This is a genomic window from Paenibacillus etheri (genome assembly GCF_001012825.1).
In the GTDB taxonomy this organism is placed as follows: Bacteria; Bacillota; Bacilli; order Paenibacillales; family Paenibacillaceae; genus Paenibacillus_AQ; species Paenibacillus_AQ etheri.
Map to the genome: position 1 here is coordinate 631,351 of NZ_LCZJ02000019.1, position 12,444 is coordinate 643,794.

A 12,444-nucleotide genomic window follows, 5' to 3' on the forward strand; every position below is an offset into this window, starting at 1 on the left:
ATCCCGTCTTTCTCCTCCAATCAACCTTTGATACCAGACAATTGAATGCCTTCAATAAAATAGGATTCCGCATACAGAAATAGCATCACCATCGGAGCCATATAAAGTATGGATGCAGCAAAAGCAATTCCTCTCTCGCCTTCATTGATCCTCGATAAAAAGACTGACAATGGCTGCTTAAACGGATCATCTAGAAAAATAAGCGGCTGCTCCACCATATTCCAATAATCAACGAACAATAATATGACGAGTGCTGCCAGACCAGGTTTAATCATCGGAATAATAATCTTGTAGAAAATCAGAAAATGTCCAGCACCATCCATTTTGCTTGCTTCGATATACGCATACGGTATATCTAGCATGAACTGTCTGAGCATAAACACACCAAAAGCTGCGAAAATTCCAGGCAATATAATTGCATATGAACTATTTAATATTCCTAGCTTATCCGCCATAATATAGTTCGGTACTAGCGTCACTTGGAAAGGCATAAGCATCGTTAGGACATAAATAAGAAACAAAGGATCTCGTCCCCGGAATTTCAGCTTCGAGAAAGCATAGGCAGCGAGTGCTGCTACCAATGTTTGTCCTGCAATGATGGGTACAACCATGAATACTGAGTTCCAAAACATCGTCAGATATTTAGGGTTGTCTAGGAGAACCTTAGCATACTGCTCTAAGGACACTTGATCCGGCAGCAATTTTAAATTCACAAAAGGAGTTTCTCTCCCTTCAATTACCTCATTCATCTGCCCGATAGGTCCATAATTGATTTCAATTTCTTTCTCTGTCATAAGCGAATTTGTAAATGTGATCATAATTGGGAATAATAACAAGACTGCAATAACAGCCATAACGAATGTTAATGCACCTTTTCGCAACACTTTGACAACGGACACAACCTTTTCACCCCTATTCCATGAATTGTCGATGCCTCCGCTCAAATGCAAACAATCCCAACACGATCAATAAAATACAAATAAACATCAAGGTCGCCGCGGCAGTCAGCTTCTGAACATCGAGCGACATGAACATATTATTCATAAAATGCTGTAGCATGTAAATACTGTCGTGCGGATAATCACCTGCGATCAAATACGTTTCTCGAAACACTTTGAATGAATTAATGATCGACATGATGACCACAAAAAACATCGAAGAGGTTAGATAGACAAGCGTAATACTGCGAAACTGCCGTAATCGTCCAGCACCTTCAATTTGAGCTGTTTCATAATAATCCTTTGGAATTTGCTGCAATCCCGCCAAGAATAAAATCACGTTATAACCGATGTTCTTCCATAAATAAACAACAATGATTACATTTCTAGCTGCATCCGTCTTCATCCAATCCACACGATCGATACCGAAGTTGTTCAGCCAGGCGTTAAGCGAGCCATTCCAATCGAAGAGCATCTGCCAGATCAAAATGATAGAAGCGACAGGTACGACAAGCGGCAATACGTATCCAGTCCTCAGCCAATTCCGAAAATATGTATTTTTATTCAATAACATCGCTAATCCTAACGAGAGTACAAGCATAAGTGGAACACTTATCGCGCTAAAATAAAATGTATTGGATGCTGCTTTACGGAAGGAACCGCTCTCTAACAGCTCCCGGTAATTATCAAACCCTACAAAATGGCCATCTATCGTGCTGTCCATAAAAGAATAGAATACTCCCATAACAAACGGTATAAGGTAAAACATCGCGAATCCGATACCGCTTGGTGCCAGGAACATCATTGCCGCTGAGCCATCCTTTCGAAGCCATTTCCTGATCGTTGGATTTATCATCCTTACAGTAACCTCCTTCATGTACATAGAATAAGAAAAACTATTTAAAAAGAAGTGCGGTATATATTAAGTATTTCTTAAATTTCAAAAAATGAAGTCGTGAGATCACAAAAAGCCGTTGATAGGAATATCAACGGCTAATAAATTTAAACTTTTATTGAATGATTCATTGATTCCTAATTCTTCGAGTACAACTCTACGGCCTGCGTATCCGAAATAGGATTTATATATTTCTCTAGCGTTATAGTCAATGGCTGAGGATAGTTCTTCGCTTCTGCTCCAAAGGTATAACGCATTTCGTCCACGGCTGTTCCATCCTTTGATGTCATATACCCGCCGAAGTTTCCTGCCGAGGTTGTTTTAATTGCTCTTTTATACACTTTACCTTTCGCATCGGTAAAAGTCTCAGCAAGTCTAGTGGAGTATTTCAAATATTGAGCATTGGCAATGGTATGCCGCAACAGGATTTCTCCCTCATCTGCATAATCCGCTGGTGTAGGCGCGACGAGTTCAATATCACTTCCCGGCGCTTCAATAATTTGCTGTTTATTAAGATCAACGACAATTTTCATCTGATCCTTCTCGACAGCCGAAATTCCGAATGTTTTCAACGAGACCGTATCTGGCTGGATACCCTTACTATTCTTGAACACTAACGTGAACTTGGAGTTGTCCGAGTAGACTTCGGAATTGTCAGAATTTATAATATCGGGGTAATATAACTTTTCAGTTGTGTCCCCTTTTTTACTAATCAGTACTGGGTTGATCAATTGAAAAATCCGTTTATCATTGTTTTGATCATACTCCAGATCTACATAGGTGCTAAGCGGAGTATATTGGACCCCAGTTACTTTAATCTTTTGTCCGTCTACGGTCAGCGTTCCGTCTGTATCCAGTATACGTTCCTTTGCTTTGAGCATATCAGGATCAAGCTCGAAAGCAACATCTAGGCTAGTCCGATACTTATTGCTACTGGATAGGAGAGCCTTATCTGAAGTTTCGGTAAGAATAATATTATAGTTTACTTTCTTTGGATATTTAACTGTTGGTGAAAGATTATTGGAGTATATAAAATCCATAGACTGCCCGGGTTGAATTCGGCTCTCGCTAGCGAGCATACTTAGTGATGCGCCTTTGTGGAGAGACGAATCCTTTATCCCTTCATATTGAAGAGCAAAATCCGCATGTATAACTACTTCGTCCGTATTATTCTGAACAGTATATAGGATATACACTTTTCGTCCATCCGTAACTGCCCCAGTCACATCTACACGGTAACCCTTATTTTCAGCGCTCTGTCCAACTGGCACAACGAGATTCTGCTCAAGTGCACTGGCAAGTGCAGGCTCCAACCTTGAGAACGAGCGATAAGCTTTGAAATTGTCCGTATTTTTAATGCTGGCCGATTGAACTGAAGGTTGTGCCACTCCCTTATTCGGTAATCCGATTGTTGAATATGTAACCAGTACCGCAACCGCTGCAGCTGCAACCACACCCATCCCTGTAGTATAGATACGTCGCTTTTCTCGCTTCTTCCCCTCCACAATCCCCTTTTTCATAGCGTTGTAGATTTTCATCTCCTGTATTGTTTCGACATTCTGTTGCACATCATCGACGTTCTTACGTAGAATACGGTCTTCTTTTTCTGTCATTCCGTTCACCTCCAATATTGCTATAGATAGCTCCGAAGCTGTTTGAGTCCCTCACGCAGCCAAGTCTTAATGGTACCTTCTGGTCTTTTTAGCACTTTAGCAATTTCGATAGTGGTCATGTCATGGTAGTATTTAAGCGTTACGACATGCCGGTATTTAGGTTTTATCCGATTCATCGCACGTTCCAGGTCAATTCGGTCATTACTCTTCATTTCCTGTGCCGCTTCCTCCACCATCTTTTCCGCTACAACCACACGTTTTTTGCGCCGTAGCTCATCCATGCAGCAGTTGATCGTTATTCGGATCAGCCAAGGTGTGAAGGACTGTTCGTCCTTTAATTTTTTGCGTTTCATCCATGCCCTGCATGACGCTTCTTGGATTACTTCCAGCGTATCTGCCTCTGTTCGAAGATAACTGTAGGCTATAGCGTACATTTTTCGATGCTCCACATACAAACGACTAAAAAAAGCTTCTTCATCCATTTGCGCAAAATCTACCATTCTGATTTCATCCATTGTGTTTTCCACCTTCCACCACCCCCTCTTTCATATATTAGGAAGATGCATCGACCTCATGTACATATAAGTAAGACGGAGATGAACGTAAAAACGATTGATTTTTTTCAAATTCATTCATATGTAGTAAAATAGTAACGTTAAGTACAACCATTAGAGCATTTTGTGAAAAGAGGTGGATCGGTGCTAAAAGCTGACAGACAGGCGTATATCCTAAAAAAAGTAGAAACCGAAGGCCGCGTTGTTGTCCAAGAATTAACACAGGAATTAAATGTGACAGAAGATACCATACGAAAAGACTTACAAAGCCTGTCGAAGCTGGGACTTCTCAAACGAATTCATGGCGGAGCCCATAGTCTTATTAGTGACATGAAAGATTTCAACTCACGTGTAGAATTTAATAGCCAGACCAAAGCTGACTTAGCTAAACGAGCTTGCACGCTTATTGAGAATTCAAAGGTTATCTTTATTGATGGCGGGTCCACAAATTTAAAAGTAGCTGAGAACATCCCTGAGCATTTTGATGGAAGAATTATTACCAATTCCCCCTCCATTGCGTTATCGCTATGCCGGTTGTCCAAAGCTAGTATAACCTTGTTAGGTGGTGACCTGGATAAAAAGAACCAAGTGTTATTCGGAGCCGCAACGCTTAGAGCGATACAGCAAATCCATTTGGATCAAACCTTTCTTGGCGTATCCACACTGGATTCAAAGGCAGGTATAACCGTCCCTTCTTATGAAGAATCTATTATTAAGAATCAGCTCTTTGAACAATCTTCCATGGTTATCGCCATAGCTACGAAAGAAAAGCTGGAGAAAATATCAACCTTTTTTGTAGCAAACGTATCCGCATTAGACTATTTAATCACTGAAGGTACAGTAGACAATAAAATTGTTGATACATATAACAAACTCGGCGTTAACGTGGTTACGGTATAGTTCATTTCTTATTATGTACAAAAAAAGATGAACACCATTGAAGATTGTGCTCATCTTTCGTTAAGAAAGTTCTTGATCGCGTCGTACGAATCATGATTAGGACAATCCATTGGCAGCTTTACAAATTTCATCGAGGTTTCTTTTACATAAGGATATTCAAACTGTCCTAATAGGGATTCACCCGCATAAGTAGATAATGAATTTATGGATTTATAGACCTCTGAATTTTCGTATCTATTTTGGGCAGTCAGAGGATCTGTATCTTGCAGTACCTCATACTTCGGCGAATTGTTTAAAAGAAAAATCATCCGCATGGCCGAACGCCACAGTCTTTCCATGACCTCGAAAATCTAGAGAAATCCTTCGGATGTGATTTGATTCCTTCATTAAACCGAAAGTTTGATTGACGTCTCCGCCTAGACCATATAGAAATATAAAAGGCTCTCCATCCCCTCCGTCATCTTCATAATAAAATCGAATGTGATCGTAAGTAAAGTAAGGCATTGGATTTCCCCCTTTACAAAGGACCAGAAACGTCACTCAGATAAATTGTATTTCCGGTCTTAACCGATTCTTCCACAGCGAGCATTGCTCTCATCGTAGCAATTCCATCCTCAATTGTTGCACCTACACCTGGCTTATTAAGCAGAATAGAATCTGTGAAACCTTCAATCTGCAATCTATAAAAATGACCATCGGCTCCAAGTGGTCTGTGGTAGCTGTTATCACTAGCTTTGAAGATTTCAACATCGCTTGATTTTAAAGTCCAAGGGTTGTAAGTCTTCCCTACCACAGATCCGAATTCACCATAAATTTGGAACCCTTCATGCCAATCCATCCGAACCGCAATGGTCAAATCCAATTGGGCTACAAAGCCGCTTTCAAACTCCGCAGTAATAAACCAGCAATAGGCACCGAACTTTTGTGTATTCCATGCTTTCACACTTACAATATTCCCACCAAGATATCTTGCGGTATCGAACAAATGGCTTCCATGACCTAAAATATAATAACGTTCCTTGTTCGCTTTTGGATCTCCAATAGGTCTTTTCACATTTTTACCGGATATAATCACTGGCTGAACATTCTCGGTGACGGTATATCGATAAGTGGAATCACAATACCAAGCTTTCAAGCCAATTATCTCACCCATTTCATGATCCACAAACTCTTTAGCTGCTGCTATACCGGGGTCAAATCTCTTCATATTTCCCACTTGCACTTTGAGATCGGTACGATCTACAAGCTCTTTTAATTCTTCCACTTCTTCGATAGTTACGCCTAGAGGCTTTTCTACCAATACATGTTTACCTGCCCGCACGGCTTGTTTAGCAGCCTCCACATGAAATTGATCCGCAATTCCGATAACAATAGCATCTACGCTCGGGTCCGACAGCATTTGATCATAATCCGTATATACCTTGTCGGGTTCATAGATAGCATTCATTCTTTGGAGTAAGTATTCGTCCACATCGCATATTGCGTAAAGATGAGCATTACGTGAACGCCTTATAGCGTCAAAATGCGCCGCTTGTGAAATCTGACCGCAGCCTAACACACCAATGTTCAACAATTTGTTTTCCTTTTTCAAATTCATGTCCTCCTATTCTAGTTAAGGTAATTCAAAGCATGAGCTACATCCTCCTCAGCTAACCCATGCATAATAACGGGACCATCATAAACCTTACTTAATTCATTCAGATATTCCTTTATGGGTAAGTTTCCTTTACCCACTGGTGCAAAAGTGATCTTCTGTTCGGTTACAAATGCATCCTTGCAATGCGCAATGGCAATGTGCTCCTTCAGCGCAGCTAGCGTTTTTGAAATCTTACCTAAAAGATCCTTATGATCCTGTGGGGTTACTAGATTTGCTGCATCATACAAAACCTTAAGATAGGGTGTGTCCAGATCTTGTAATAGTTTCAAAGCATCTTCTGCCGTACTCACCACATTGGCTTGTTCAGGTTCAAATACTAGCGTTACTTGGTTGTCTTTTGCAATATTCAGCATCCACGCAAGACTTTCAAGCAATAGTGACCATGCCCTCACTGTATGATTGTCAGGATGAGAACTCCAGAAATCTTCTTGGTTCAAACTCCCCGTAGAAATCGAAACATACGGAACAGCTAATGCAGCTACAGCCTCAACTACATTTTTAAAACACTGCTGATTCTCAACTTTCTTCTCCTCATTTAGCTCTAGCGTATTAAACGTTCCTGAAATCACAGCAATGCTAACTCCACTGTTTATTATTGCTTCTTTGATTTGAAGGATAATCTCCTGATTAATTTCTTTAGGTAAGCTCGCCAATCCCACGTTAGCAAAATTAAATTGAACGGTACTCATACCTTGGGCATTGATTTTGTGTAAGGCAATCTCCAGTTCATAGTTCGAGTATACTTTAGAGAAAATTCCTAGCTTCACAAGTAACACCTCCCTTATCTATTTTCAACTTCATCATACACGTGATTTCGATTATAAACAATTATATTCAATTACAATAAGAAGTAATAATCAATAAAAAACATATAAAAAAGTGCTGGCATTAACGCCAACACTTTATAATCAATTACCGATTTCGATTAATCATGTAGTTCAATAAATGTTTCAGAAAAGCAATATTACGAGGGATCTCCTTCAACGCTTCCATGGCGAGACAGTAGTGTTCCCACATTTCTTTTCTTGCGCCGTCTGCACCAAGGATAGCTACAAACGTTGAATTGTTATTCTCCACATCCTGCCCTATCGGCTTCCCTAATAAATGATGATCCCCTTCCAAATCGAGCAAATCATCTTTAATCTGAAAGGCAATCCCCGCATGGTAGGCAAATTTTTTCAAAGACAGAATTTCTGACTCCTTAATCTGAGCGAGAATGGCTGGCATCACTAGTGAAGCTTCAAATGCAATTCCGGTCTTGTAAAAACAAATCATATTTAATTGCTCCAGCGTCAATGCTTTTCCCTTGGAATTCAAATCCATCGCCTGACCCATACATGTATCTTCTGCTTTTTGGGCTGAATACTGCATCAAGGCTAGCACTGCTTTTGCATCAAAAGAATGAAGTGACGCCTGTTCCTCGATCGACTTCTGAATCAAAAATAGACCCGTTAACTCCGCTGTGGAGCTATTATACACTTCGTGTAGGGTTGCACGACCTCTTCGGGTTGAGGCATTATCCTGGGACGGAAGATCATCGAAGATTAGAGAAGCGGTGTGCATATATTCCAAAGATCTGAGAAGCGGCACAATTGCTGATGCATCTAGACCATATTCGTTAACACCCATGACCCAAGTCAATATAGGCCTTATTCGCTTGCCGTCTCCTTCCAGACTATAATTAGCTGCATCAATAAGCATCTCTTTCATAGCTGGCGTATCCACTGGCTTGGCTATCAGCAATTGTTTGTTGATTTGATCGCGGATCTTTTGGATCGTATCTCGAAATTCCGCTTTTTCCTTCTTGCTATTTTTTAGATTCAAAAGCAACTGATCCCGAAGTAATTTATCGAAAAAATCCACATCGTCTGCTTTCTGCACCATCTGCTGTACAAGCCGATTAAATTCTGGTTGACCAGAAGCAAAGATCTCCATGATCTCTTTATACTTTTCAAACCCTACACGTTCTTTACAGCGCTTGAGGCCATTGATGGCTCGATCTAAGATTACCTCACGGGTTTTAGGATCAGAGCGATATACGGTGTGTATTAAATGGGAGATGACTGTCCAGTATAATTCAAAAGGATTGATCAGGTCTGTACGTTGACCACGGTATTTTAAATAATAGGTATAAGGAGTTACCGCGCCTTCTTTCATATCGTCAAACATATCCGCAAAATCATCAGCCAGCTGATTGTATAGCCCATAGAAGAAAGTACGTTGATCAAATCCGTCATCTGTTGGAGCACTAATTACAGATCTGACAATTAAACGGGAAGAAGAAGATTTTAAAATGATGGGTATAAAAAGCTCCTCATTGCTGTACTCAGGGTTAGAAAGATCCTTGATTCGATCTAACTCCTGGGAATGAAAAAACACAAAGGATTGCTCGAAAAATGCATCCTGCATGTCTTCCCGCTGATACCCCCTAATATACTCAAAAGCCTCCTTGAGCTCCGAATGTACAAATCGAATGAACGGCATGTTCTCTCCGGACCATTCACCCAATTCCGGTACAACTCTATTAAGGATCGCGGTGCGTATCATATGAGAATACTGTTCTTTCTCTTGATCGGTTAAGACACTGGAATCAAGGAGATCATCAATAAACGGATAAGTTAGGCCATACGAATAACCAAGTCTAATGGCTTCACCAATTCTCTTGGATCGCTCCACAGGTGGTATGTCATCGTCCATCTCTTCCATCACATGGAGAATCACCCCAATAATGATCTTGATTAATTTACGCTGCGCTTGCTCGGGATTCATTTCCTTCGGAAGATGTGCTGATACCTGCTTAAGTTTGTCGATCACCCAAATCGTGGCCGTTTCAACGCCTTCCTTCTGAGCCCAACGATAAATCCCCGTGAAACTCATAAAATCTGACTGATCCTCCGCACTTGTGGAGCCTGGATGAATCATTCGGTTTCTAATGTCGGCAACCATACGTTTAATTCTAATCTGTGTCTTAGGTGAATCCAAAGCTTGCCCCAGATCTCTCATATAGAGATAGGAAACACTTCGATCCAAATAATCATCCAATTTACCGGTTTGATTCAGCCATCCTAGATATCTATGATAATCCTGAGAATCAGCTTTCCTTTTCCCACTTGATAAAAAGGACAACCATGAACGACGATGAATGTGGTTCTTCTTCCACAACCGAAAGTCTTCAGTTAAGGTAGATACATAAGTTTTTTCTTTGAACTGTTCACGAAGAGATGCAAAATACTGAGCCGCCTTCTGTTCAGCGGTCGAATATCCTGTATCGGCGTAATCTGTAAATTCTTCATTCATAGGTGATGACCTCAACTTCTCTTTTTGTTAACATGACCCATTAGGAAAGAACAGAATTTCTTCCTGAATGAAATGTTCATCAGTTAATACGGTCAAAACTCTTTTGGGTTACGAAAAAGAAGCCTGACTAATCAAGCTTCTTTTAAAATTACTATACACAAATTATTCTATTTTGATAAATTTGCATTATGCTCCTTTACTTGGATCTCCAGGGACAGGGTCGATCCTAACTCCTTTTGGATATATGCAAGATCTGTTATCTGCTCAATATGATATACGCCACCTGGAAATGGAGAATCATAGAGGAGCTTTGACACTGCTGCTGTCACTTTTGCAGTGATGATGGATTGATTCTTTCCTTGCAATATTAAATCAGCATGCATTGGCTTCCCCTCTCGATTTCTTCCACGAGCCTCAACCTTGATAGCGAACTGGTCGCTCCCAATATGTAGCCGCTCCATAGTACGAACCATCCACCTGTTCACCCAGCTTGTCTTTAACAAACGAACGGCCCCTGTTTTTTTGGCTATAGCCAGCATTTTAGTAACGAAGACTGAATCCAGACAAAATCGTGTGGAGATGGACGATGCCTTGAGCGTTCGGGCAAGCGTCTGTTGATCTGAGAATGGGAAACGATAGGCATGGCGACTCCCTAAATCGTCACCAAAGTGATAAGACTTTCTATCGGTGAAGCTCTCCACCTCTATCTGACGATTCTTCTGCTTAACTTCAAACTGTTCTCCTAAACTATTCACTGTCCATTCGATCGCTGCCTTACCATGGGAATCACCAAGTCCGAGCATAATCGCGATTTCGATTTCCTCCGTCTGTTCTATCAGGCTCTCCGCTTCAAGAGCCATTAGATTGGTTATACCGGGTGCAAGCCCTACACTAAGAACGGCACAAGATCCATGTCGTGCAGCCTCTTCGTTGAACGCCTCAATTTGAGATAAAAACGGACCACTCGCTGATACATCCACATAATGCGTACCGCTATGAAAGCAGGCTTTTACAAAATCCGTATTCGTTTGATCCAAACACATGATGACTAGCTTCACTTGATCTAGTAATTGTGGAGGTAACGGCTTATTGATATCTAACTGTAACGGCTTGATCCTGCCGTGGGTAGATTGACTGAACCGCTCTGCTTTTTCAAGACTTCTCCCTGCAGCAAATACTTCACCTGGATACTTCTTCTCTAATATTTCACATATGGTACGCCCTACATGTCCATAACCACCAACGATAACAATATCTTCTTTTCCCTGCATTTTTATCACCGCATCCTATATAATAGAGTTGTTTAAGAATCATTCTCAATTATACGGATTTCGCTTCGGTTCACTATCCCACAAATGTGGGGGTTCGATATAATCCATTAAGGACTAGAGGGCTACTCAATGAATACCCATAAACAATTCATTCTAATAAAGAAACAAATCATTAAGCTAGGTATGGTTACTGATTCATCCCACAACTACCGTACTTCCTTGCTGTCACTCTTACGTGAAGCTGTTCCCTTTGATGCAGCCTGCTGTACTCATGTTGATCCACAGACATTGCTTTCTACTGGAGCGGTTACTGAAGACAATGTAGAGTCCATTCATCCCCACTTGTTCCAGATCGAATACGGTGAGGATGATGTTAACACCTATGAGCAAATGGTTAATAGCAAACTCCTCGTCGCTACAATATATGAAGCAACCGGGCAGCAACCCGAGCGGAGTGCCCGTTATCGAAAGGTTTTGTATCCAGCAGGTTTTGGGGATGAACTACGTGCAGTCCTTATTCTTGGAGAATCTTGTTGGGGATATTTGACGCTGTACAGGAATGCAGATCAATCGGAATTCTTACAAGAGGAATGTGATTGGATCACCTCAATCATCACTCTGATTGCAGCAAGAATGCGGGCTTTCAGTCTTGAGCTACCAGAGAGAGATGAGGCTTGGCTTGAGGATCATTATGGTTCCGGGATTGCAGTACTATCTGATCACTTGACTCTTCTCTCTTCCAATCCTACAGCTGATCGCTGGTTAGACAAACTTCGATCCTTGGAAAGGATCGATGCTCAGGTCCTGCCACGTCCAATCCGTGCTGTAAGCACGCAAGCGTTAAACAGCCCCTCCGAATCTGTGGGGATAGCGAAGGCATGCATTCGTATGACTGAGGGGCCTTATTTAGTCGTTCGAGCAAGCCGTCTTCGCTCTTCCGACGGCCAGACCCAGGTTGCCATTTCATTCGAACCCGCGCGTCCTGCTGATATGCTACCCATCATTGCTGAAGCGTATAATTTGACGGAACGTGAACAGCAGCTATTACATGGTGTAATTCGAGGATTATCCACTAAAGAATTGGCTTCTGCTCTACATATTTCTGCATACACCGTCCAGGATCATTTAAAGTCCATTTTTAGCAAATCAGGTGTCAGCAGCCGTAGAGAACTTATTTGGTATTTGCATTCACGCTACAATATTATAGACCCATAAGCTGTTCATCTTTATTCCAATGGCTGACTAACCAACATATGATATAAACCTCTAGTAGCCATTAACTGCTCATGAGTACCCGACTCTGCAATAACTCCTCGATC

Annotated in this window: 11 protein-coding genes; 2 read left to right on the top strand and 9 right to left on the bottom strand. The window is 41.2% G+C overall.

The features are described 5' to 3' along the window. Window positions 1-20: 20 nt before the first annotated feature. From UQ64_RS12240 to UQ64_RS12255, 4 genes are all read right to left on the bottom strand, one after another. Window positions 21-854: a carbohydrate ABC transporter permease gene (locus UQ64_RS12240; protein ID WP_167348481.1), complete on the bottom strand. Its 834-nt coding sequence runs from the start codon at window positions 852-854 to the stop codon at window positions 21-23. Between the two features lie 58 nt (window positions 855-912). Next, window positions 913-1,815, bottom strand: coding sequence for a carbohydrate ABC transporter permease (locus tag UQ64_RS12245; RefSeq protein WP_425339588.1), 903 nt, complete (start codon window positions 1,813-1,815; stop codon window positions 913-915). A gap of 155 nt (window positions 1,816-1,970) precedes the next feature. Beyond that, window positions 1,971-3,446: a DUF4179 domain-containing protein gene (locus tag UQ64_RS12250; RefSeq protein WP_060623725.1), complete on the bottom strand. Its 1,476-nt coding sequence runs from the start codon at window positions 3,444-3,446 to the stop codon at window positions 1,971-1,973. Between the two features lie 20 nt (window positions 3,447-3,466). Beyond that, window positions 3,467-3,961 (bottom strand): RNA polymerase sigma factor, encoded by a 495-nt coding sequence (locus UQ64_RS12255; protein WP_060623726.1) that lies wholly within the window; start codon window positions 3,959-3,961, stop codon window positions 3,467-3,469. Between the two features lie 183 nt (window positions 3,962-4,144). Between UQ64_RS12255 and UQ64_RS12260 the strand changes: the two genes are divergently transcribed. Beyond that, the gene (locus UQ64_RS12260; protein ID WP_060623727.1) at window positions 4,145-4,900 is read left to right on the top strand and encodes a DeoR/GlpR family DNA-binding transcription regulator; all 756 of its coding nucleotides are present in this window, start codon (window positions 4,145-4,147) and stop codon (window positions 4,898-4,900) included. Window positions 4,901-5,173: 273 nt separating this feature from the next. On the opposite strand, the gene UQ64_RS12265 is transcribed toward UQ64_RS12260, so the two are convergent. The 5 genes from UQ64_RS12265 to UQ64_RS12285 form a co-directional block, all read right to left on the bottom strand. Then, entirely contained in the window at window positions 5,174-5,404 is a 231-nt protein-coding gene (locus UQ64_RS12265; RefSeq protein ID WP_060623728.1) for an alpha/beta fold hydrolase, read from the bottom strand. A 13-nt stretch (window positions 5,405-5,417) separates the two neighbouring features. Then, a complete protein-coding gene (locus tag UQ64_RS12270; protein WP_245237935.1) occupies window positions 5,418-6,491 on the bottom strand; it encodes a Gfo/Idh/MocA family protein in 1,074 nt (357 codons plus the stop codon). Between the two features lie 17 nt (window positions 6,492-6,508). After that, window positions 6,509-7,324 carry a sugar phosphate isomerase/epimerase family protein gene (locus UQ64_RS12275; protein ID WP_060623730.1) on the bottom strand — a complete coding sequence of 272 codons (816 nt, stop codon included), beginning with the start codon at window positions 7,322-7,324 and terminating at the stop codon, window positions 6,509-6,511. 145 nt (window positions 7,325-7,469) lie between these two features. Further along, window positions 7,470-9,854, bottom strand: coding sequence for a polyprenyl synthetase family protein (locus tag UQ64_RS12280; RefSeq protein ID WP_060623731.1), 2,385 nt, complete (start codon window positions 9,852-9,854; stop codon window positions 7,470-7,472). A gap of 167 nt (window positions 9,855-10,021) precedes the next feature. Next, window positions 10,022-11,125 carry a saccharopine dehydrogenase family protein gene (locus tag UQ64_RS12285; RefSeq protein ID WP_060623732.1) on the bottom strand — a complete coding sequence of 368 codons (1,104 nt, stop codon included), beginning with the start codon at window positions 11,123-11,125 and terminating at the stop codon, window positions 10,022-10,024. Window positions 11,126-11,254: 129 nt separating this feature from the next. Here UQ64_RS12285 and UQ64_RS12290 point away from each other — a divergent pair, with 129 nt between their 5' ends. After that, on the top strand, window positions 11,255-12,340 hold the full coding sequence (locus tag UQ64_RS12290; RefSeq protein ID WP_060623733.1) for a helix-turn-helix transcriptional regulator: 1,086 nt from the start codon (window positions 11,255-11,257) through the stop codon (window positions 12,338-12,340). The last annotated feature ends 104 nt before the right edge of the window (window positions 12,341-12,444 follow it).

Bases quoted from the DNA above. Each gene is read 5' to 3' on its own strand.
- UQ64_RS12285 (WP_060623732.1), bottom strand. From the start codon at position 11,125: ATGCAGGGAAAAGAAGATATTGTTATCGTTGGTGGTTATGGACATGTA.
- UQ64_RS12250 (WP_060623725.1), bottom strand. From the start codon at position 3,446: ATGACAGAAAAAGAAGACCGTATTCTACGTAAGAACGTCGATGATGTG.
- UQ64_RS12240 (WP_167348481.1), bottom strand. From the start codon at position 854: ATGGCTGTTATTGCAGTCTTGTTATTATTCCCAATTATGATCACATTT.
- UQ64_RS12255 (WP_060623726.1), bottom strand. From the start codon at position 3,961: ATGGATGAAATCAGAATGGTAGATTTTGCGCAAATGGATGAAGAAGCT.
- UQ64_RS12290 (WP_060623733.1), top strand. From the start codon at position 11,255: ATGAATACCCATAAACAATTCATTCTAATAAAGAAACAAATCATTAAG.
- UQ64_RS12280 (WP_060623731.1), bottom strand. From the start codon at position 9,854: ATGAATGAAGAATTTACAGATTACGCCGATACAGGATATTCGACCGCT.
- UQ64_RS12265 (WP_060623728.1), bottom strand. From the start codon at position 5,404: ATGCCTTACTTTACTTACGATCACATTCGATTTTATTATGAAGATGAC.
- UQ64_RS12245 (WP_425339588.1), bottom strand. From the start codon at position 1,815: ATGAAGGAGGTTACTGTAAGGATGATAAATCCAACGATCAGGAAATGG.